Annotated in this window: 17 protein-coding genes; 12 read left to right on the top strand and 5 right to left on the bottom strand. The window is 72.3% G+C overall.

The window, feature by feature from the left end:
• Nucleotides 1-6 precede the first annotated feature (6 nt).
• From AAG827_RS09700 to AAG827_RS09690, 3 genes are all read left to right on the top strand, one after another.
• Nucleotides 7-1398 (top strand): magnesium chelatase, encoded by a 1392-nt coding sequence (locus AAG827_RS09700; RefSeq protein ID WP_341925732.1) that lies wholly within the window; start codon nt 7-9, stop codon nt 1396-1398.
• Nucleotides 1391-3433 carry a VWA domain-containing protein gene (locus AAG827_RS09695; RefSeq protein ID WP_341925731.1) on the top strand — a complete coding sequence of 681 codons (2043 nt, stop codon included), beginning with the start codon at nt 1391-1393 and terminating at the stop codon, nt 3431-3433. Before AAG827_RS09700 ends, AAG827_RS09695 begins: the two co-directional genes overlap by 8 nt.
• Nucleotides 3434-3705: 272 nt before the next feature.
• Complete coding sequence (locus AAG827_RS09690) at nt 3706-9879, top strand: hypothetical protein (RefSeq protein WP_341925730.1); 6174 nt, start codon at nt 3706-3708, stop codon at nt 9877-9879.
• A 16-nt stretch (nt 9880-9895) separates the two neighbouring features.
• Here AAG827_RS09690 and AAG827_RS09685 read toward each other — a convergent pair whose 3' ends face one another.
• Complete coding sequence (locus AAG827_RS09685; protein WP_341925729.1) at nt 9896-10753, bottom strand: ABC transporter substrate-binding protein; 858 nt, start codon at nt 10751-10753, stop codon at nt 9896-9898.
• Nucleotides 10754-10776: 23 nt separating this feature from the next.
• On the opposite strand from AAG827_RS09685, the gene AAG827_RS09680 reads away from it, so the two are divergent.
• The 5 genes from AAG827_RS09680 to AAG827_RS09660 are packed head-to-tail and all read left to right on the top strand — an operon-like array spanning nt 10777 to nt 13882.
• Nucleotides 10777-11556, top strand: coding sequence for a TSUP family transporter (locus AAG827_RS09680; protein WP_341925728.1), 780 nt, complete (start codon nt 10777-10779; stop codon nt 11554-11556).
• Nucleotides 11553-12206, top strand: coding sequence for a YigZ family protein (locus AAG827_RS09675; RefSeq protein ID WP_341925727.1), 654 nt, complete (start codon nt 11553-11555; stop codon nt 12204-12206). Before AAG827_RS09680 ends, AAG827_RS09675 begins: the two co-directional genes overlap by 4 nt.
• A complete protein-coding gene (locus tag AAG827_RS09670) occupies nt 12203-12589 on the top strand; it encodes a pyridoxamine 5'-phosphate oxidase (RefSeq protein WP_341925726.1) in 387 nt (128 codons plus the stop codon). The genes AAG827_RS09675 and AAG827_RS09670 overlap by 4 nt, the downstream gene beginning before the upstream one ends.
• Nucleotides 12586-13335, top strand: coding sequence for a VOC family protein (locus AAG827_RS09665; RefSeq protein WP_341925725.1), 750 nt, complete (start codon nt 12586-12588; stop codon nt 13333-13335). Before AAG827_RS09670 ends, AAG827_RS09665 begins: the two co-directional genes overlap by 4 nt.
• Nucleotides 13336-13360: 25 nt before the next feature.
• Nucleotides 13361-13882, top strand: coding sequence for a DinB family protein (locus tag AAG827_RS09660; RefSeq protein WP_341925724.1), 522 nt, complete (start codon nt 13361-13363; stop codon nt 13880-13882).
• Nucleotides 13883-13898: 16 nt separating this feature from the next.
• On the opposite strand, the gene AAG827_RS09655 is transcribed toward AAG827_RS09660, so the two are convergent.
• Both AAG827_RS09655 and AAG827_RS09650 read right to left on the bottom strand, forming a co-directional pair.
• On the bottom strand, nt 13899-15236 hold the full coding sequence (locus tag AAG827_RS09655; RefSeq protein ID WP_341925723.1) for an AarF/ABC1/UbiB kinase family protein: 1338 nt from the start codon (nt 15234-15236) through the stop codon (nt 13899-13901).
• Between the two features lie 47 nt (nt 15237-15283).
• Nucleotides 15284-16252, bottom strand: coding sequence for a CapA family protein (locus AAG827_RS09650; protein WP_341925722.1), 969 nt, complete (start codon nt 16250-16252; stop codon nt 15284-15286).
• A gap of 31 nt (nt 16253-16283) precedes the next feature.
• On the opposite strand from AAG827_RS09650, the gene AAG827_RS09645 reads away from it, so the two are divergent.
• Nucleotides 16284-16442: a hypothetical protein gene (locus AAG827_RS09645; RefSeq protein WP_341925721.1), complete on the top strand. Its 159-nt coding sequence runs from the start codon at nt 16284-16286 to the stop codon at nt 16440-16442.
• Here AAG827_RS09645 and AAG827_RS09640 read toward each other — a convergent pair.
• Nucleotides 16439-16780, bottom strand: a complete 342-nt coding sequence (locus tag AAG827_RS09640) for a YciI family protein (RefSeq protein WP_341925720.1) — start codon at nt 16778-16780, stop codon at nt 16439-16441. The two genes, AAG827_RS09645 and AAG827_RS09640, sit on opposite strands and share 4 nt — an antisense overlap.
• Before the next feature lie 146 nt (nt 16781-16926).
• On the opposite strand from AAG827_RS09640, the gene AAG827_RS09635 reads away from it, so the two are divergent.
• Complete coding sequence (locus AAG827_RS09635; protein WP_341925719.1) at nt 16927-17568, top strand: hypothetical protein; 642 nt, start codon at nt 16927-16929, stop codon at nt 17566-17568.
• A 110-nt stretch (nt 17569-17678) separates the two neighbouring features.
• Here the strand turns inward: AAG827_RS09635 and msrA are convergent, their stop codons facing one another.
• Nucleotides 17679-18326 (bottom strand): peptide-methionine (S)-S-oxide reductase MsrA, encoded by a 648-nt coding sequence (msrA, locus tag AAG827_RS09630; protein WP_341925717.1) that lies wholly within the window; start codon nt 18324-18326, stop codon nt 17679-17681.
• An 85-nt stretch (nt 18327-18411) separates the two neighbouring features.
• On the opposite strand from msrA, the gene AAG827_RS09625 reads away from it, so the two are divergent.
• Entirely contained in the window at nt 18412-19575 is a 1164-nt protein-coding gene (locus tag AAG827_RS09625; protein ID WP_341925716.1) for a cystathionine gamma-synthase, read from the top strand.
• Entirely contained in the window at nt 19562-21037 is a 1476-nt protein-coding gene (locus AAG827_RS09620) for a glutamate mutase L (RefSeq protein ID WP_341925715.1), read from the top strand. The genes AAG827_RS09625 and AAG827_RS09620 overlap by 14 nt, the downstream gene beginning before the upstream one ends.
• Nucleotides 21038-21041 lie beyond the last annotated feature (4 nt).

The raw sequence follows: 21041 nt of genomic DNA, 5'->3' as shown, positions 1-21041 counted from the left end.
GAGGACGTGACTTCCTCTGCTCCCACCATCTCCACCGTCGGCGAGCTGCGCGCGTCGGGCCACGTCGCCCGGACCCTGCGCGCCGAGATCCGCGAGAACCTGCTGGCTGCCCTGGCCGAGGGCCGCGACCCGTGGCCCGGCCTGCACGGCTTCGGCACCACGGTCATCCCGCAGCTCGAGCGGGCTCTCATCGCCGGCCACGACGTCGTGCTCCTGGGCGAGCGCGGCCAGGGCAAGACCCGCCTGCTGCGCACCCTGGTCGGGCTCCTCGACGAGTGGACCCCGGTCATCGCCGGCTCCGAGCTGGGGGAGCACCCCTTCGAGCCCGTCACGACCGCGTCCCAGCGACGAGCAGCCGAGCTCGGCGACGACCTCCCGGTCGCCTGGCGTCACCGCGACGAGCGCTACGCCGAGAAGCTGGCGACCCCCGACACCTCGGTCGCCGACCTGATCGGCGACGTCGACCCGATGAAGGTCGCGGAGGGCCGCTCGCTGGGCGACCTGGAGACCATCCACTTCGGTCTGATCCCGCGCAGCCACCGCGGGATCGTGGCGATCAACGAGCTGCCCGACCTCGCCGAGCGGATCCAGGTCGCGATGCTCAACGTGATGGAGGAGCGCGACATCCAGATCCGCGGCTACGTCCTGCGGCTGCCGCTCGACGTGCTCGTCGTGGCCAGCGCCAACCCGGAGGACTACACCAACCGCGGGAGGATCATCACCCCGCTCAAGGATCGCTTCGGTGCCGAGATTCGCACCCACTACCCGCTCGAGCTCGACGCCGAGATCGCGGTCATCCGCCAGGAGGCCGAGCTGGTCGCCGAGGTGCCCGACTACCTCGTCGAGATCCTGGCCCGCTTCACCCGCAACCTGCGCGACTCCTCCTCGGTCGACCAGCGCTCGGGCGTCTCGGCCCGTTTCGCGATCGCGGGCGCCGAGACCATCGCGGCCGCGGCGATCCACCGCGCGACCGTGCAGGGCGAGGACGCCGCCGTGGCTCGTGTCGTCGACCTCGAGACCGCGGTCGACGTGCTCGGCGGCAAGATCGAGTTCGAGTCCGGCGAGGAGGGCCGCGAGGACGAGATCCTCACCCACCTGCTGCGCACCGCCACGGCCGAGACCGTCCGGGCGCACTTCCGCGGGCTCGACTTCGCGCTGCTGATCGACGCGATCGAGTCCGGCTCGATGGTGATCACGGGCGAGCAGGTCACCGCGCGCGACTTCCTCACCGGGCTGCCGGTCCTGGGCGAGTCCGAGCTCTACGACGAGATCTGCGACCGCCTCGGGGCCACCAATGACGGCCAGCGCGCCGGCGCGATCGAGCTGGCCCTCGAGGGGCTCTACCTCGCGCGCAAGATCAGCAAGGACTCCGACGGGTCCGAGACCGTCTATGGCTAGGCTCCGCCGCGCCTCGCGCTACGGCAAGTACGCCGGCGGCGACCCGCTCGCGCCGCCGGTCGACCTCGCCGAGGCCCTCGACGCCATCGGCGAGGACGTGATGGCCGGCTACAGCTCCGAGCGGGCGATGCGGGAGTTCCTGCGTCGCGGTGGCCAGGACCGCCAGGGCCTCGACGACCTGGCGCGGCGCGTGGCCGAGAAGCGCCGTGAGCTGCTCCAGAAGCACAACCTCGACGGCACCCTGGCCGAGGTCAAGGAGCTGCTCGACAAGGCGGTGCTCGAGGAGCGCAAGCAGCTGGCCCGCGACGCGATGATGGACGACGCCGACCGCGCCTTCGCCGAGATGCGCCTGGAGAACCTCCCGACCTCGACGTCGGCCGCCGTGCAGGAGCTCGGCGACTACGACTGGCAGAGCCGCGAGGCCCGCGAGGACTACGAGAAGATCAAGGACCTCCTCGGCCGCGAGATGCTCGACCAGCGCTTCGCCGGCATGAAGCAGGCCCTCGAGAACGCCACCGACGAGGACCGCGCGGCGATCAACGAGATGCTGCAGGACCTCAACGGCCTGCTGGAGAAGCACGCTCGCGGGGAGGACACGTCCGCGGACTTCGAGCAGTTCATGGACAAGCACGGCGACTTCTTCCCGGAGGACCCGAAGGACATCGACGAGCTCCTCGACTCCCTGGCCCAGCGCGCCGCCGCCGCCCAGCGGATGCGCAACTCGATGACCCAGGAGCAGCGCGACGAGCTCGACGCCCTGGCCTCGCAGGCCTTCGGCTCGCCCGAGCTGATGCAGTCGCTGTCGCAGCTCGACGGCAACCTCCAGGCGCTGCGCCCCGGCGAGGACTGGGGCGGCTCCGAGCGCTTCGACGGCGAGCAGGGGTTGGGTCTCGGCGACGGCACCGGCGTGCTGCAGGACCTCGCCGAGCTCGACGCCCTGTCCGACCAGCTCTCCCAGTCCTACGGCGGCGCCCGCCTGGACGACGTCGACCTCGACGCCCTCTCGCGCCAGCTCGGCGACCCGGCCGCCGTCGACGCCCGCACCCTCAAGGAGCTCGAGAAGGCGCTGCGCGAGAGCGGCACCCTGCGCCGCGACTCCAGCGGCCAGCTCAAGCTCACGCCCAAGGCGATGCGCCAGCTCGGCAAGGCGCTGCTCAAGGACGTCGCCGACAAGATGTCCGGCCGGCAGGGCCAGCGCGACCTGCGCCAGGCCGGCGCCGCCGGGGAGCGCTCCGGTGCGACCCGTGAGTGGGCCTTCGGCGACACCGAGCCCTGGGACGTGACCCGCACGATCACCAACGCCGTGCAGCGCACGGTCTCCGAGGGCGGCGACCCCCGCTCCGGCGTACGCCTCGAGGTCGGCGACGTGGAGGTCACCGAGACCGAGGCCCGCACGCAGGCCTGCGTCGCGCTGCTCGTCGACACGTCCTTCTCGATGGCGATGGACGGGCGCTGGGTGCCGATGAAGCGCACCGCTCTGGCCCTGCACACGCTGATCAAGTCGCGCTTCCGCGGCGACGCGCTGCAGATGATCGCCTTCGGCCGGCACGCGCAGGTCATGGACATCGAGGAGCTCACCGGCCTCGACGCGCAGTGGGACAAGGGCACCAACCTCCACCACGCCCTGCTGCTCGCCAACCGCCACTTCCGCAAGCACCCCAACGCCCAGCCGGTGCTCCTGATCGTCACCGACGGCGAGCCGACCTCCCACCTCGAGCCGGACGGGCAGGTCTACTTCTCCTACCCTCCGCACCCGCTCACCGTCGCCTACGCCGTGCGCGAGCTCGACGCGTCGATGCGCCTGGGCGCCCACACGACGTTCTTCCGTCTCGGCGAGGACCCCGGCCTGGCCCGCTTCATCGAGTCGATGGCCAAGCGGGTCGACGGCAACGTCGTGGCGCCCGAGCTCGACGACCTCGGGGCGGCCGTCGTCGGCTCCTACCTCGGCTCCCGGGGTGGGCAGAGCCCGATGGGCGACCTGCGCAACGCCTACGGTGACTGGTTCGGCGGACGCGGGTTCTGGGTCGGCGACTGACGCCTTCACAGACTTTTCACGGGCCTGCGATCGAAATCCCTGTACGGGGATGCGGGTCGCCCCCCATGCTTCGCTGAACGAGCGAAGCGACGACGTCGTCGAGCTCACGAACTGGCCCGGCCACAGCCGGAGCCATTGAAGACCGCTCGGAGACGAGCACACACGGCTGGGGGGCCGGCGACATGTCGCTGTCAATGAATGCTGCGCGCGCAGGACACTTCGATCTCGGGACTTCACCTCGCGGCGCCTGGCGCAGGAGGCTCCTGGCGCTCGTGGCCCTGAGCCTCACGACCGTCTCCCTGGTGCTCCTGCCAGGTGCGCCGGCTTCCGCGACCGCGCCGAGCTTCGTGTGCACGGACAACACCGTCTACACCGTCCAGGGGACGTCCGGCTTCGCGATCTCAAAGGTCAACGCCCTCACGGGTGCCTCGTCAGGCAACGGCGCGTTCACCGCCGGCTCCGGCGACTCGATCAACGCCCTCGCACTGCCGTCAGCCGGGCGCTACATCTACGCCTTCAACCGGTCGACCAACCAGGTCCTGCGCTTCGACGCCACCACCCACGCGGTCGCGACCTACGCGACGCCGTCGAACGGCAACGCCTCCGCAGTGGTGGCCGGCGCCATCAACCCGGCGACCGGCATCTACTACTACGCCGCGGGCGGCGCCACGTGGACGGTCTACGCCTTCAACACCAACACCAACACGGCTCTCGGTCAGGTCGCCACCATCTCCGGGACCGGGCTGGCCGGCAACGGCGACTTCGCGTTCGACGCCAGCGGCACGCTCTACGTGGTCAGCAACTCCGGCTCCACCAGCGCGGGGACCCTGGCGCGCGTGAACCAGCCTCTCCCGACGACCGCGGGCAGTGCCGCGCTCACGATCACCACCCTGACCACCACGCCCGCCAACTCGGGCCAGTACAACTCGATGGCCTTCGACTCCTCAGGCGCGCTGGTGATCGGAGCCGGCTCCGGCAACCTGCTCCGGGTCAACCCCACCTCCGGTGCGACCCTGTCGACGGCCACCACGACCGCAGCCTTCTCGGACATGGCCTCGTGCGCGTTGCCCAGCACCGCCAAGGCCCTGGTGGACCTGCCTGACGGGCGCTATGAGGCAGGCGACCAGTTCACCGTGACGATCACCGGCAACGGCCTCTCCTCCGGCAACACGGGGACCACGGCCGGCACCGACACCGGGGTGCAGGACGCCGTCGGCGAGGTCGCCGGCACGGTGCTCGTGGCCTCCGGCCAGACCTACACGATCACCCAGACGCCCGTGTCGGGCACCAACGCGGCCGACTACACCACCACGTGGTCCTGCGTGACCTCCACGGGTGGCGCAGTCTCGCAGGGCACCGGCAGCACGGGCTCCTTCACCGTGCCCGCGGGATCCGGAATCGGCGTCGTGTGCACCTTCACCAACGTCCCGCGCTTCCCGGCCGTCTCCCTGGACAAGACCGCGGGCTCCGTCGTGGACCTGGACGGCAACGGTCACGACGTGGGGGACACAATCACCTACGGCTTCAAGGTGACGAACACCGGCTCGACCAGCCTGCAGCCGGTGACGGTGGCCGATCCCAAGCTGGGCGCCATCACCTGTCCGACCACGGCCCTGGCCCCGGGCGCGAGCGTGACCTGCACCCCCAAGAGCTACACCCTGACCCAGGCGGACCTCGACAGCGGCAAGGTCGACAACACCGCCACCGTGACCGGGACCTCGCCCACCGGAGCCGTGGTCACCGCTCCCGACTCGATCACCACGGCGCTGACCCCCAGTGCCGCCATCGAGCTCGACAAGTCCGCCTCCGCGATCTCCGACGTCGACGGCAATGGTCAGGACGCCGGCGACACGATCACCTTCGGCTTCAAGGTGACCAACACCGGCAACGTGACGCTGAACCCGGTCGTGGTGAACGACCCGCTCCTGGGTGGCGCTGCGCCCAACGTGTCGTGCCCGAGCGGTGCGTTGGCCCCGGGTGCGTCGGTGACGTGCACGTCGCGGACCTACACGCTGACCCAGGCGGACGTGAACGCCGGCAGGGTGGACAACACCGCGACCGCGACCGGCACTGCGCCCGGTGGCGCCAAGGTCACCGATCCCGACTCCACGTCCACCCCGATCCCTGCTCGCGCCGAGATCCTGCTGGCGAAGACCGCCGGCGCCGTCACGGACGTCGACGGCAACGGTCACGACGCGGGTGACACGGTCACCTATGGCTTCAAGGTCACCAACACCGGCAACGTGACGCTGAACCCGGTGGTGGTGAACGACCCGCTCCTGTCTGGCGCTGCGCCCAACGTGTCGTGCCCGAGCGGTGCGTTGGCGCCGGGGGCCTCGGTGACGTGCACGTCGCGGACCTACACGCTGACCCAGGCCGACGTGGACGCCGGCAGGGTGGACAACACTGCGACCGCGACCGGCACCACGCCCGGTGGCGCCAAGGTCACCGACCCGGACACGGTGGCGGTCGTGCTCACCCAGGCCGCTGCCCTGCGCATCGACAAGACCGCGGGCTCCGTGGTCGATGTCGACGGCAACGGCCAGGACGCCGGCGACACGATCACCTTCGGCTTCACGGTGACCAACACCGGCAACGTCACGATCTCGGCCATCACGCTGAGCGACCCCAAGCTCGGGGGGCCCGTGACCTGCCCGGCGACGTCGCTGCTCCCAGCGGCGGCCATGAGCTGCACGTCCATCACCTACGTGCTCACCCAGGCGGACGTCAACGCGGGCAAGGTCGACAACACGGCCACCGTCTCCGGCACCGGCCCCGGCGGCAGCCCGGTGGGTGACGCCGACAGCACCAGCACCCCGCTCGGATCGTCTCCGGGCATCGAGCTGGACAAGACCGCCTCGGCGGTGTCCGACATCGACTCCAACGGCGTCGACGCCGGCGACACGATCACCTTCGGCTTCAAGGTGACCAACACGGGCAACGTCACGCTCAACCCCGTCACCCTGGCGGACCCCCTCCTCGGAGGCGCCGTCACCTGCCCCGCCGGACCCGTCGCCCCGGCGGCCTCCGTGACCTGCACGCAGAAGACCTACGTGCTGACCCAGGCCGACCTCGACGCAGGCTCGCTGAGCAACACCGCCACCGTGACCGGGACCCCGCCGAGCGGCCCGGTGGTGCGGGCGACGGACTCCACGACGAACCTGCTGCCCGGTCGTCCTGAGCTCGTCCTCGACAAGTCGGTCTCCGCGATCTCCGACGTCGACGGCAACGGTCACGACGTGGGTGACACGGTGACCTTCGGCTTCAAGGTGACCAACACCGGCAACGTGACGCTGAACCCGGTGGTGGTGAACGACCCGCTCCTGAGTGGTGTCGCGCCCAACGTGTCGTGCCCGAGCGGTGCGTTGGCCCCGGGTGCGTCGGTGACGTGCACGTCGCGGACCTACACGCTGACCCAGGCCGACGTGGACGCCGGCAGGGTGGACAACACCGCGACCGCCACGGGCACGCCTCCGAGCGGACCGGTCGTCAGGTCGGACGACTCGACGACCACCCTGGTCGCCGTGCGTGCGGACCTCCAGCTCGTGAAGACCGCCGGCGCCGTCTCGGACGTCGACGGGAACGGCCAGGACGCCGGTGACACGATCACCTTCGGCTTCAAGGTGACCAACACCGGCAACGTGACGCTGAACCCGGTGGTGGTGAACGACCCGCTCCTGGGTGGCGCTGCGCCCAACGTGTCGTGCCCGAGCGGTGCGTTGGCCCCGGGTGCGTCGGTGACGTGCACGTCGCGGACCTACACGCTGACCCAGGCTGACGTGAACGCCGGCACGGTGGACAACACCGCGACCGCGACCGGCACGACCCCGGGCGGCGCCCAGGTCACGGACGCCGACTCCACGCGCACCACGCTGCTCCTCGATCCCGCGCTCACCCTCGACAAGTCGGCCTCCGCGATCGTGGACGTGGACAGCAACGGTCACGACGCGGGTGACACGATCACCTACGGCTTCAAGGTGACCAACACCGGCAACGTGACGCTCAACCCGGTCGTGGTCCACGACCCGCTCCTCGGTGGTGCCTCACCCAACGTCACGTGCCCCGGTGGTCCGCTGTCGCCGGGGTCATCGGTGACGTGCACGTCGCGGACCTACACGCTGACCCAGGCGGACGTGAACGCCGGCACGGTGGACAACACCGCGACCGCGACCGGCACGACGCCCGGCGGTGTCACGGTCACCGACGACGACCAGCGGCGCACGCCCGTGACCGGGCGTGCGGCGATCACGCTCGACAAGACCTCGGGCGCCATCCACGACCTCAACGGCAACGGGCCCGACGCCGGTGACACGATCACCTACTCGTTCGTCGTGACCAACACGGGGACCGTCACCCTCAGCGGCGTCGCACTCAGCGACCCGAAGATCGGTCCCGTGACCTGCCCTGCCGGGTCGCTCGCCCCGGGTGCGTCGGTGACCTGCTCGCAGCGCACCTACGTCATCACCCAGGCCGACGTCGTCGCCGGTGCCGTGGTCAACACGGCGACGGCCAGTGCCGTGCCGCCGACGGGAGCCCCGGTCAGTGACGACGACACCGACACCACAACCCTGCCGGTCCGCCCGTCGATCAGCCTGGACAAGACCGCGTCGGCGATCGACGACCTGGACGGCAACGGACCGGACGTGGGGGACACCATCACCTACGGCTTCGTGGTCACCAACACCGGCAACCTGACCCTCACCGACGTGGTGGTCAGCGACCCGATGTTCTCCTCCATCGGCTGCCCGACCGGCCCGCTGGCCCCGGCGGCCACGCGGACCTGCACCGACCAGGTCCACGTCCTCACGGCGGGAGACATCGCCGCCGGCGAGGTCCTCAACACGGCCACCGTCACCGCCCAGGCGCCCACCGGTGCCACCGTGACGGACCGCGACTCCACCACCACCCCGGTCGCCACCACCCGGGCGGACGTGCGGATCACCAAGACCGTGGACGACGCCGCGCCCCGACCGGGTGAGACCGTCACCTACACGCTCACCGCGACCAACGCCGGCCCAGGCCCGGCCGCCGACGTGGTGATCGTCGACACGCTCCCCGCGGGAGTGACCCTCGTCGGCGCGGACGCCCCGTGCAGCACCTCGGGCAGCACGGTCACGTGTCCTGTGGGCCAGCTGGCCTCCGGCGGGTCGGCAACGGTGCGCATCCGTGCGACCGTCGACCCGGTGGCTCCTGCCGGTGCCGCCGAGCAGCACCTCGTCGACGTGCAGAAGACCGAGGCGCAGCTCGACGTCGAGGCAGGGCAGCAGCGGACGATCACGGTGACGTGCTCCCCGGGCTACGTCGTCACGGACGGCTCGGGCCGCATCGACGCGGTGGACCAGGGCACGGGCACGCTCGGCTCCCCACGGGTGCTCGAGTCGCGTGCCGTCGGCCTCGACACCTGGCAGGTGACGGTGCTGAACACCGCGACCGGACGGGCGCAGGCCAAGGTCTTCGCCGTGTGCGTCAAGGCGAGCACCGAGGTGGTCGCGGGGCACCAGCACCCGCTGCAGGTGAGCGCCGAGCAGACGGTGACCGTGCCGGTCGTGGCGGGGGTCGCGACCGCGACGCTCACCTGTGCTCCCGGCACGACCCCCGTCCAGCCGGGGTTCCTGCTGGACGGCACCGCGACCGTCGCGACGTCCTACCCCTCGGGTGACGACGCGCGGAGGTTCGTCGTGACGGTGGCGGGCTCGGACACCGCGGGCAGCGCGACCTTCAGCCTGCGGTGCCTCTCCGACCTGGTCGGGGCGGTGGACGGGCACCAGCACCAGCTGGGGCTCGCCGAGGTGCACCAGTCGGTGGTCGTGCCGGCCGGTGAGGTGCTCGAGGTGACGCTCTCGTGCGCCGACGACGCCAAGGGCATCGTCGCCGGGTGGGACCTCGAGAGCGGCCTGGTCAACCTGGGCAACGACCCTCGTCCCAAGATCCGGGTGTTCAAGCTCTTCAACCCGACGAGCGGGCCGCTCGGTGCCGAGCTGTGGCTGGGCTGCCTGTCCACCCGCACCACCGGCGGGGCGTCCGGCACCCATGTCGTCAACACGGCGAGCGTGACCACGACCTCGGCCGAGTCCACGACCGCTGACAACAGCGCGAGCGCGGCCCTCGACGTCGACACCACCACGCCGGCCACGCCGATCAGCCTCACGGGTGCAGCCGTCAGCGTGGCCGGGGCCAGGGTGATGGTGCCGGTGCGGTGCAGCTCCGGCCAGTCGTGCTCCGGACGGATCACCCTGGTGGCGCGCAGCACCCAGCGACTGGGGGCGACGACGATCCGCAAGGGCGTGGTCCTCGCGACCGCGACCTACCGGGTCGGAGCCGACCGCCGCACCACGCTGGCGCTCAAGCCCACCGCGGTCGGCCGCAAGGCGCTGCGTGCTCCGGGTCTGCGCACCGCGCGGCTCCAGGTCGGTGCGACGAGCACGGTGGTGAGGATCCGCCGCTGAGTCACCCGTGTGCTCGTCAGTCGCGTGCCGCCAGCAGGGTGGCCAGCTCCTCCACCCCGTCGACCAGCCGGGGCCCCGGGCGGGCCCAGTGGGCGTTGGCGTCGACGGCGTGGACGAGCACCCCGGGCGGCAGCACGCCGGAGGCCAGGAGCTCGTCCGCGATGGCCTGGGAGGCGGGACGGTCGAAGCCGCAGGGCGCGACGACGACCACGTCGGGCCGGGCCGCGTGCACGGTCTCCCACAGGACCCGCTCGGACTTCGCGCCGGCCGTGCCGAGCACGCACTCGCCGCCCGCGATCTCGACCATCTCCGGGATCCAGTGGCCCGGGGCATAGGGCGGGTCGGTCCACTCCAGCACCACCACCCGCTGGCGGTCGGCGCCCCGGGCGGCGACCGACGCGGCCACCACCTCGAGGCGCGCCCGCAGCGAGGCGACCAGTGCCTCGGCCTGCGTCGTACGACGGGTGGCGACGCCGAGTGCCTCGACTGACGCGAGCACCTCCTCGATCGTGTGCGGGTCAAAGGTCAGGACCTCGGCCGTGCAGCCGAGGTGGCGCAGCGCGTCGTCGACGACGCTCACGTCGACGGCGCACACCGCGCACAGGTCCTGGGTGACGACGAGGTCGGCGTCGAGACCGGCCAGCGCTCCCGCATCGAGCCGGTAGAGGTCCTCGCCCCGCGCGAGCGCCCCCACCACGAAGGCGTCGATCTCGGCCGGGGTCAGGCCCTCGGGCATCGTCGTGGTCGACACGATCGTGCGGGCGCGGGCCTCGGCCGGGGTGTCGCACTCGAAGGTCACGCCGACCACCTCCGGACCGGCGCCCAGCGCGAAGAGGATCTCGGTCGTGGACGGGAGCAATGACACGATGCGCATCGCACCAGCCTAGGGTTGAGCAGGTGGAGGACCCGACCCTGAGCGTGCTCCTGCTGCTCGGGCTGGCCGCGCTGGCGGCCGGCTTCGTCGACGCCGTGGTCGGCGGCGGCGGGCTCATCCAGCTGCCGGCGCTGCTGCTCGGCCTCCCCAGCGCCAGCCCGGTGCAGATCCTCGCGACCAACAAGCTCGCGTCGTTCTGCGGCACCACCGTCAGCTCCGCGACCTACTACCGCCGCGTCAGGCCCGATCCCCGCACCTTCCTGCCGCTGATGGCGCTGGCGTTCATCGGCTCGGCGATGGGCGCGGTGGTCGCCTTCTTCATCCCGCGCTCGGCGTTCGACCCGATCGTGCTGGTCGTGCTCGTGGCCGTGGGCGCCTACGTCCTCCTCAAGCCCGAGATCGGCGCGACGACGGCGCTGCGCTTCACCGGCCGCCGCCACACGGCGGCCGCGATGGGCACCGGCCTGGCGGTCGGCTTCTACGACGGCGCGCTCGGGCCGGGCACCGGGAGCTTCTTCGTGTTCCTGCTGGTCGGGCTGCTCGGCTACAACTTCCTGGAGGGCTCGGCCAAGGCCCGGCTGGCCAACTGGGCGACCAACCTGGGTGCGCTCGTCGTCTTCGTCCCGCAGGGCGTGATCCTGTGGAAGGTCGCCCTGCTGATGGGGCTCGCCAACCTGGTCGGGGGCTACCTCGGGGCCCGCGTCGCCGTCGCTCGCGGTGCAGGCTTCGTGCGGGTCTTCTTCATCGTCGTCGTCTCCGCCTTCATCATCCGCATCGGTGGCGGGGTGCTGGGCCTGTGGTGACCGGGCCGGCGAGCTATCTCGTCCCTCGCCGCGACACGCAGGCCGAGATCGAGGTCAAGCGCTCGCGCTTCCTGTGCACCGTCGCCCGGGTCGAGGACGAGGCCGCCGCGCGGGCCGTCGTCGACGGGCTCCGCAAGCAGCACCACGACGCCCGCCACCACTGCTCGGCCTTCGTGCTCGGCCCCGATGGCGCCGTCGAGCGGTCCAGCGACGACGGCGAGCCGTCCGGCACCGCCGGTGCGCCGATGCTGGAGGTGGTCCGGGGTGCGGGCGTCTCCGACGTGGTGGCGGTGGTGACACGCTGGTTCGGTGGGACCCTGCTCGGCGCCGGGGGACTGGTGCGGGCCTACGGCGACGCCGTGCGCGCCGGGCTCGACGCCGCGGGCACCCAGCGCCGCTCGCTCGTCCAGGAGCTGCTGCTCGAGGTCGACCACGCCGACGCGGGCCGTGTGGAGAGCGAGCTGCGCACCCGCGGGGTGGCCGTGCTCGACAGCGACTACGCCGGGGCGGTCACGCTGCGCCTCGGCGTCGCCCCCGCCGACGTACGCCGGCTGCACGCCCTCGTCGCCGAGCTGACCTCCGGCGCACCGGCCGCCGTGGTCGCCGGTGAGCGGTGGGTGGACGGCCGGGTGGATAGCCTCGGGGCATGAGCATCCCCGTGGACGTCGCAGACCTGGCCCGAGCCCTCGGCGACTTCGGCGCCGGCTACCTGTTGACCACGTCGGCCGACGGACGCGTCAAGGCCGTCACGATCGAGCCCGAGGTCGTCGACGGTGCCCTCCTCGTCACGGGCCCGGGCCGCGGCTCGTGCACCAACGTGACCGCCCAGCCGTCGGTCACCGCGCTCTTCCCGCCCCTCGAGCCGCGCGGCTACACCCTGCTCGTCGACGGCACCGCCGCGGTCGCCGGCGAGGACGTGCGCCTCACGCCGACCTCGGCCGTCCTGCACCGCCCGGCCGCGCACTCCGACGGGCCCGCGGCCCCCGGAGCCGGCGGGGACGGCTGCGGCCACGACTGCGCGCCGGTGACGTGAGCCCCTGCTGGGTCTCGGCGTTCCTCGACCTCGCGGCGCCCGACCTCGAGCGAGACCTCGCGTTCTGGTCCGCCGTGACGGGGTACGACGTGTCGCCCCGCCGTGGTGCCACGGACGAGTTCGCGACGCTGGTGCCGCCGGAAGGCGACGACTTCCTGCGGGTGCAACGCCGCGACGAGGGGCCCAGCCGGATCCACCTCGACCTGCACGTGAGCGACCCGGGCGCGGCGACCGAGCACGCCGTGGCGCTGGGTGCGCAGGTCGTGCACCGGTCCGAGCACGGCTACGTGGTGCTGACGTCGCCGGCCGGGCTGACCTTCTGCCACGTGAGCCACCCGGCGCGCACCCGCCCGCGACCGAGGCCGTGGCCCGGCGGCGGGAGCAGCCTGGTCGACCAGGTGTGCCTCGACGTCGCCGCGCCCGACCACGAGCGGGAGTGGGCGTTCTGGCGCGACCTGACCGGCTGGGAGCTGGTCGCCGCGTCGTTCGAGGAGCTGCACTCGCTGGTCCGTCCCGCGGGGCAGCCGCTGCGGTTCCTGCTCCAGCGCACCGACGACGCACGGGGCACGCCGCCCCGCATCCACCTCGACCTCGCGACCTCGGACCGGACCGCCGAGACGAGGCGTCACGTGGGGCTCGGCGCCCGCGTCCTCTCGACCCACGACCGCTGGACGGTGCTCGCCGACCCCGGCGGGTCGTCGTACTGCCTCACGGACCGCGACCCCGCAACCGGGCTGCTGCCCTGACCGCCATGGCATAGCGTCAGGCGGCATGGACATCGAGCAGCGCGGCTTCCCACCCAACAACGCCGACGAGCGCACGACGCTGCTGGCCTTCCTCGACTGGCACCGCAACACCTTCCGGATCAAGATCGCCGGTCTCGACGCGCGACAGCTCGACACCCCGCACCCGCCGAGCGACATGACCCTCGGCGGCATGGCCAAGCACCTGGCCTACGTGGAGAACTGGTGGGTGCGCCGCATCATGGGCGGCCACGACGACGAGCCGTGGGCCTCGGTCGACTGGGAGGCGGACGCCGACTGGGACTGGCACAGCGCCGTCCACGACACCCCCGCCCAGCTGCGTGACCTCTTCGACGCCGAGGTCGACAAGGCCGACGCGGTGATCGCCTCGATCGCCAGCCTGGACACGGAGTCGAAGCACACCAGCGGCCGCACCGGCGGCCACTTCAACCTGCGCTGGGTGCTGGTGCACCTGGTCGAGGAGTATGCGCGGCACAACGGCCACGCCGACCTGATCCGCGAGTCGATCGACGGCGCGGTGGGGCACTAGCCCCCGCCGGGAGGGATCAGGCGGGGTCGGCGAAGCCGGGCAGGTGCTCGGTGAGGATCTCGTTGAACGCGACCTCGGCCTCGAGCTGGCTGAGCACGCCGATGCCGCCCATCCAGGTGCGGTGGATGAGCATGTAGGACGGCGGCAGGTTGAGCTTGATCGCGATCGTGTAGCTCGGCTCCTTGGGGTTGTTGATGCGCTGGAACTGCGCGCGCATCCACTCCCGCGTGAAGCGGAACCGCTCGACCATCGTCGGCTCGACGAGCGGGGCGAGGTAGTCCACGAGGAGGTCGGCGTCGACCTTGATCTTGTCCTTGATGAAGCCACCGCGGCGCAGCTCGGCGATGAGCTGCTCCTTGTCCTCCAGCGCGGTGAGTCGGATCAGGGTGCCCATCTCGTCGGGGAACGTGCCGCCGGGCAGCCGAGCGACGGCGCCGAAGTCGAGCACGCCCATGCGACCCGGGGAGCCGTCCGCGGCGGGGATGATCCGGAAGTTGCCGGGGTGCGGGTCGGCGTGCAGCATCCCGGTGCGGCTCGGTCCCTCGAAGAGGAAGCGCACCAGCAGGTCGCCGTAGTGGTCGCGCTCCTCGGGCGTGCCCTCCTTGATGATCCGGGCCAGGGAGGAGTCGGAGTCGAGCCACTCGGTGATCAGCACCGCCTCGCCCTGGGCGACCACGTCGGGGATGACGATGTCGGGGTCGTCCTTGAAGACCTTCGCGAACGCGCGCTGCGCCTCGGCCTCGAGGCGGTAGTCGAGCTCGTCCTCGGCACGGGCCTGGACCTCCTCGACCAGCGGCTTGATGTCGATGCCGGGGAAGAGCGGTCCGATGGTCTTGGCGAGCCTCGCCAGCTGGCGCAGGTCGGCGCGCAGGGCGTCCCCGGCGCCGGGGTACTGCACCTTCACCGCCACCTCGCGACCGTCGTGCCAGCGCCCCTTGTGGACCTGCCCGATCGACGCCGCCGCCGTCGGTCCGCCGTCGAGCCAGACCAGCTGCTTCGGCCAGTCGGGTCCGAGGTCGCGGGTCAGGGTGTCGCGCACGGTCTGGGTCGGCATCGGCGGCGCCGAGTCCTGGAGCTTGGTCAGCTGCTCGCGGTAGGGCCCTGCCATCTCCTCGGGCAGTGCCGCCTCGAAGACCGACAGCGCCTGGCCGAACTTCATCGCCCCGCCCTTGAGCTCACCGAGCGTGCGGAAGAGCTGCTCGGCCGTCCGGGCCTGGATGTCGCTCATCACGGCCTCGGCCGGTGCGCCACCCAGTCGGCGCCCGAGCCCGACAGCGCTGCGCCCGGCATAGCCCAGCGGGAGGGCGGCCAGTCGGGCCGTGCGCGCTGCTGCCTTGCGGGGGAGGTCGACCATGGGCCCATTGTTCCAGGGGGTGCCGCATCCGGGCCGGCGGTCGCCGCTCAGTCGCTGAAGCCCGCGCAGCCCCGCAGCGACGCGATCTCGTCCCGGGCATCCTGCTCGGCAGCGCCCCGGAGCGGCACGGGCAGCCCGTCCGCCCCGATCGAGGCCGGCGACCACGCTGCGTCGGTCACCCGCGCGCGACTGTCGCGCTCCGCCGCGGGCTGCACGCTCAGCGTCAGCACACCGGTCAGCTCCGTGGGGGTGTACCAGGCGTAGTTGCCCAGCCCGTAGGCCACGTAGCCCTGTCCTCGTGGTCCGTCCAGCCGCCCGTCGCCCTGCAGCCCGTGCGTGTGGCTGCCGGCCACGACGTCGGCGCCGGCGTCGACGAGCGAGCGGGCCAGTCGGCGCTGGTCGTCGCTCGGGCAGCGCTCACCCTGGATGCCCCAGTGCAGGTAGACCACCACCACGTCGGTGCTCCGATCGGCCGAGCGGACGGCGCGCAGCAGTCGCTCCGGGTCGGCGATCGCGTCGGCCGTGCCGGGGGAGTCAGGCGTCGCGGCCCACTGGCCCGTCCGGTCGGCCGTCGGGTCCTGATCGGCGACCGTCGCGCCGATCGTGCTCACGAGGGTGCCGCCGACGTCCACGACCGCTGGCGCGAAGGCATCGGCGACGTCACGCCCCAGGCCGACCACCGCGAGCGGCGGGTCCTGCGTGGCGGCGCGGTCCATGGCGGCGAACGTCGCCGGCAACGGCTCGCGTCCGAAGTCGAGCGCGTGGTTGTTGGCCATCGTCGCCACGTCGACCCCGGCAGCCCTCAGGGCGGCGAACGTGGACGGCGGGGCCTGGAACGCGAAGCGCTTCGTGGGATCGGGCCGCCCGCCCGACCCCACCGACGTCTCGAGGTTGACCACCGCGACGTCGGCGGCCGCCAGCGTCGAGGTGAGCCGAGCCAGGGCGGTCGCCGGGGCCTCCAGTCGTCCCCGCAGCGCGCCCTCGAAGTGCACGTCGCCGGCCAGCGCGATCGTCACCGGCCGGGGTCGGCGCGGCGGAGCAGGAGGCGTGGGCGTCGGAGTCGCCGTCGGCGAGGGGCTCGCCGACGGCGCCCGCGCGTCGTCGTACGGCGGCTCGGGCGAGGTGCACGCGACGGCCGAGACGAGCGCGGCGCAGGTGACGAGCGCGGCGCTGCGTCTGCGCCCCGGAGCCATCTCGCGACCCTAGCCCCCGAACATCCGGACCTCCTGCGGCCAGCCGCACGCCTCGGCGATCCGGCCGGCCCACGCCCGCGCGGCCTCCTCGTCGGCCACGTCCACGATGGTCAGCCCGCCCAGCCACTCCTTCGTCTCGACGAAGGGACCGTCGGTGAACAGCAGCTCACCGCTCGTGGCGTCGGCGCTGAACACCGGGCCGTCCTCCTCGAGCCCCCCGGCGAACACGTAGTCACCGGCCTCCCGGATCTCCTCGACCACCGCCCGGGCGAGAGGGCCCCGCGAGCGGAACCACTCCTCGGGGTGGTCCCCGACCCACTGCTGGTTGAAGTAGATGAGGTACTGGGTCATGACAGCTCCTCTGCTCGGGCGGACCTGACGCCGCCTCCACCCAGGCTACGAACGGCGGACCCCGGGCACGACACCTCCACCGGGTGAACTTTTCGGCTGCCCTCTGCGTCCTAGGGCCAGGAGCACCCATCACCTGGAGGCACGCCATGCGCTCGAGCGCCGCAGCACCCGCCCTGCTCGTCCTCGCCCTGCTCGTCGGCGCGGCCGGCTGCGCGGAGGAGTCGACCGACGCCGGGCCCGCGGTGGCGGCGGATCCGACGCCGACCGGCACGCCGGAGAGCATCCCGGAGCCCAGCACCCCAGAGCCCAGCACCGAGGCTCCGGAGGAGAGCGAGGTGCCCTTCCCGGACGAGGTCGGTCCCGTCGACGGCGGCTACGGCTCCGGCAACGGGCTCGGGGTGACCGGGGTCCGCACCGGGCAGGGACCCGACTTCGACCGCGTCGTCTTCGACCTCGGCGGCACCGGCACCCCGGGCTGGTACGTCGACTACGTGCGTCGTCCCCGCTTCGACGGCAGCGGCGAGCCGGTGCCGCTCGAGGGGGAGGTCTACCTCCAGGTCGGCCTGCGAGGCATCGGCCTGCCCTTCGACACCGGCCTCACGGCGTACGGCGACGACACCACGCGGGTGCCCGGCACCGGCACCGAGGGGGTCGTCGAGATCGCGCCCGGTGGGGTCTTCGAGGGCGACCAGCTGGCGTGGATCGGCCTCACCGGCGCGGAGCGGCCCTTCCGCGTCTTCGCCCTCAGCGACCCCACCCGGGTGGTCGTGGACGTGCGCCACGACTGACGAGATCCGTCCGGACCTGCCGCTGCTGCTGCGCGGGAACGTGTCGAGGGTCGACGCTCCCGTAGCCCGGACAGACATCCGATGGCGGGTCCACCGCCCAGCCGTGCAGGTCAGGCGGTCGCGGGGAACTTCACGCCGGTGTTGGCGTGGCAGCGGTAGCCGTGCGGGTTCTTGGCGAGGTACTGCTGGTGGTGGTCCTCGGCGTAGTAGTACGTCGGGACCTCGCGCACCTCGGTGGTGATCTCGCCCAGGCCGCGAAGGGCCAGCTCGGCGCCGTAGACGTCGGTCAGCTCACGGGCCACCTTCTCCTGCTCGGGGGAGGTGAAGTAGATCGCGGAGCGGTACTGCGTGCCGACGTCGTTGCCCTGGCGCATCCCCTGCGTGGGGTCGTGGACCTCGAAGAAGCGCTTCACCAGGTCGGCGAAGGAGACCTGCGCGGGGTCGAAGACGACGCGCACGGCCTCGGTGTGCGCGGTGCGGCCCGAGCAGACCTCCTCGTACGACGGGTGCGGGGTGTGCCCTCCGGCGTAGCCGACCGACGTCGACCAGACACCGGGCAGCTGCCAGTAGATCTCCTCAGCACCCCAGAAGCAGCCGAGCCCGAAGAGCGCGACCTCGAAGCCCGCGGGAGCCTCGTCGGTGACGACCGGCGTGCCGAGCACGACGTGCTTGTCGGTGAGGTGGAAGTTGCGCTCGCTGCGACCGGGCAGGGCCTGGTCGGGGGCGACGAGCTCGGTCTTGGTGCGCGAGAAGAACACGGTGACTCCTTCGGTCGGTCTGTCCAGTGTGCAACACCGCCAAGGGCCCGATCCTTCCTCGTCCGGGCACCGCTAGCCTCGGAGGATGAGCGAGCAGCAGCACATCACCAAGTCCGGCTTCGAGACGCGTGCGATCCACGCCGGCTACGAGCCCGACCCGACGACCGGGGCGGTCATCCCGCCGATCTACGCGACGTCGACCTACAAGCAGGACGGCGTGGGTGGCCTGCGCGGCGGCTACGAGTACAGCCGCTCCGCCAACCCGACCCGCACCGCCCTCGAGGGCGTCCTGGCGGCGCTCGAGGAGGGCGAGAAGGGCTTCGCCTTCGCCTCCGGTCTCGCCGCCGAGGACACCCTGGTCCGCACCACCTGCCGCCCCGGCGACCACGTGGTCATCCCCGACGACGCCTACGGCGGCACCTTCCGGCTCTTCGACAAGGTCGAGCAGGCCTGGGGCGTCGAGCACAGCCCGGCGCCGGTCTCCGACGTCGACGCCGTGCGTGCCGCGATCCAGCCCGGCCGCACCAAGCTGGTGTGGGTCGAGACGCCGACCAACCCGCTGCTCAACATCGGCGACATCGAGGCGCTGGCCGCGGTCGCCCACGACGCCGGCGCCCTGCTCGTCGTCGACAACACCTTCGCCTCGCCCTACCTCCAGCAGCCGCTCACCCTCGGCGCCGACGTGGTGGTGCACTCGACGACCAAGTACGTCGGCGGCCACTCCGACGTGGTCGGCGGCGCGCTGGTCGTGCGCGACCTCGACCTCGCCGAGCAGGTGACCTTCCACCAGAACGCCATCGGTGCCGTGCCCGGCCCCTTCGACGCGTTCCTCACCCACCGCGGCGTCAAGACGCTCGGCGTACGCATGGACCGCCACTGCGACAACGCCGAGAGGATCGTCGACTTCCTCTCCGGGCACCGGTCGGTCGCGCAGGTGATCTACCCCGGTCTCGCGGAGCACCCCGGCCACGCGGTGGCGAGCCGGCAGATGAAGCGCTACGGCGGGATGATCTCCTTCCGCGTCACCGGTGGCGAGGCGCAGGCGCTGGCCGTCTGCGAGCGCACCGAGGTCTTCACGCTGGGCGAGTCGCTGGGCGGTGTCGAGTCGCTCATCGAGCACCCGGGTCGCATGACCCACGCCAGCGTCGCCGGCACCGACCTCGAGGTGCCTGCTGACCTGGTGCGCCTCAGCGTCGGCATCGAGACCGTCGAGGACCTGCTGGCGGACCTCGACCGTGCTCTCGGCTGACCTGACGATCTGCGTCGACTTCGGCTCGACCTTCACCAAGGCCTCGCTGGTCGACCTGACCGAGGGGCGCATCGTCGCCGCGGCCGAGCACCCCACCACGCTGCCCTCGGCCAGCGGTGAGGGCGACGTCCTCGACGCCTACGACGCCTGCCTGGCCGCGCTTGTCGCGACCGAACCGCGGGCGGCCGACGCAACGGTGCTCGCCTGCTCCAGCGCCGGCGGCGGCCTGCGGATCGCCGTGGTCGGCAACGAGGAGCTCGTCACCGCGGAGGCCGGTCGCCGCGTCGCGCTCTCCAGCGGCGGCAAGGTGGTGGGAGTCGTCGCTGCGGGTGCGAGTCGTGTCCTTCGAGACGGCTCGTCCCTCGCCTCCTCAGGAACCATGCCCCAGCCAGCGGTCTACCGCGACCTCAGGCAGACGACCCGACCCGACGTCGTCCTCCTGACCGGCGGCACCGACGGCGGCAACAGCGAGGTGCTGCTGCGAGCCGCACGCGACCTGGTCGACAGCGGCTGGAGCGGTCCCGTCGTCGTCGCCGGCAACGTCGAGGCAGCAGCAGAGGTCGCCGCGGTCCTGGCCGACGTGCCGCACGTGGTCACCGACAACGTCGTGCCCCGCATCGGCGTCCTCGAGCCCGCCGGCGCCCGCGCCGCGATCCGCGAGGTGTTCCTCTCCCACGTCATCGGCGGCAAGCACCTCAGCAGCCGCACGACCGCCCGGGGCGACGCCTTCGTCGAGATGGTCCGCGGTGCCACCCCCGACGTGGTGCTCACCGGGGTCGAGCTCCTGGCCAACGGCCTCGACAGCGAGCGGCCCGGCGCCGGTGACGTGGTGGTCGTCGACGTCGGAGGTGCCACGACCGACGTGCACTCCGTGGTCGAGGTCGACCCGGAGGACGCCGGGCTCTCCCGCGAGGTCGTCGCCACCACCCCCGTCACGCGGACCGTCGAGGGCGACCTCGGCATGCGCTGGTCGGCGCTGAGCACCGTCGAGGCGGACGCCGAGCCCGGTGCCGGCCCCGACGAGGAGCTCCTCGCCGCCGCCCGTCGCCGCACCGAGGACCCGGGGTTCCTGCCCACGACCGACGCCGAGCTCGACGCGGACGAGGCGATCGCCCGGGCCGCCGTCGGCCTGGCGCTGCGTCGGCACGCCGGGCGCTCCAAGGTCGTCGTCGGGCCCAGCGGCCGGGTCGTCGAGCGCTCCGGCAAGGACCTGCGCGAGGTCGACCTGCTCGTCGGGTCGGGAGGCGTGCTGCGCCACGGACGTGAGGGTGTGGCCGAGCGGGTCCTCGCCGGCAGCGTCGGTGCCGACCTGGAGGGCGGGTGGCAGCTGCCCGAACGGGCCCGCGTGGTGGTGGACACGGCGTACGTCCTGGCGGCTGTGGGCCTGCTCGCGGACGCCCACCCGGAGGCGGCCTACCGCCTCGCCCGACGCCTGATCGACCCCGTCGCTCATCTAGTGTGACGCC

This window comes from Nocardioides psychrotolerans (genome assembly GCF_943371775.1).
In the GTDB taxonomy this organism is placed as follows: domain Bacteria; phylum Actinomycetota; class Actinomycetes; order Propionibacteriales; family Nocardioidaceae; genus Nocardioides; species Nocardioides psychrotolerans_A.
The sequence above is the reverse complement of the archived record's forward strand: the minus strand, read 5'-3'. Positions and strand labels throughout refer to the sequence as shown.